Origin of the sequence: Mycobacterium sp. E3247 (assembly GCF_001667785.1) — a bacterium.
Classification (GTDB): domain Bacteria; phylum Actinomycetota; class Actinomycetes; order Mycobacteriales; family Mycobacteriaceae; genus Mycobacterium.
On record NZ_LZJG01000379.1, the window covers coordinates 1 to 1062 of the forward strand.

General features: G+C 65.8%; 1 protein-coding gene. It reads left to right on the forward strand.

All coding sequences use genetic code 11. The features are described 5' to 3' along the window. Nucleotides 1–99: 99 nt before the first annotated feature. The coding region (locus tag A9X04_RS20680) for an IS481 family transposase (RefSeq protein ID WP_082975129.1) at nucleotides 100–1062 on the forward strand (963 nt) is incomplete at its 3' end.

Sequence of the window (1062 nt, forward strand, 5' to 3'; positions counted from 1 at the left end):
TGTCGTGACCCGGGAGGTTGTTGACGGGCGTGCCTGCTTGATATTGGGAGGACCTCCTGACGGAGTGGATGTGTCTGCATTCACCCGTAGGAGGTCCTCGTGTCTCACGCTAATGCTCGTACCAACCTGTTCGCTCGTCGTCTGATCGTCGAGCGTGTCGCCGCGGGCTGGCCGCCCGCGCATGTGGCTGAACAACTGGGTATTTCGCGGTCCACGGTGTACAAGTGGCTACGCCGGTACGCCGAGGGCGGTGACGCGGCGTTGGCCGACCGGTCGTCGCGCCCGATCCGGATGCCTCAGCGCAGCAGCCAGCGCGTCGAGCAGAAAGTGCTGGCGGCCCGGCGGCGGCGTAAGCGGGGTGCGGTGGTGCTCGCCGCCGAGCTCGGTCTGACCCCCTCAACGGTCGGACGGATTCTGGCACGCCACGAGGTGGCGCATCTGTCGGCGATCGACCCGATCACCGGTGAGTCGGTGCGCTCAGCGCGGCGCAGTGCCAACCGCTATGAACACCGCACACCCGGATCACTGGTCCATGTCGACGTCAAGAAGCTTGGCCGCATCCCCACCGGGGGCGGGTGGCGCCTGCACGGCCGCGATGCTGCGGTCTCAGTCGCCAACCGGCACAAGAAGATCACGATCGGCTACGACTACGTCCACACGGCCATCGATGACCACACCCGGCTGGCCTACAGCGAGGTACTGCCCGACGAGAAGGACCTGACCTGCGCCGGGTTCCTCCACCGAGCAATGGCCTGGTTTGCTGCCCACGGCGTGCGCGTGCGGCGTCTGCTCACCGACAATGCCCTGGTCTACCGGTGCGGCACGAACTGGGGCTGGGTGTGCTCAGCGTGGCAGCTCAAACGCCGATTCATCCGACCCGGTTGCCCCTGGACCAATGGCAAAGCTGAACGTTTCAACCGGACCCTGCTTACCGAATGGGCCTACGCGCGCCCCTGGTCGTCAAACAGCCTGCGCATACGAGGCCTTGACCGATTCCTTCGCCGCTACAACACTCAACGAGGCCACTCCGCCCTCGGCGGAAAACCACCAATCAGCCGGCTC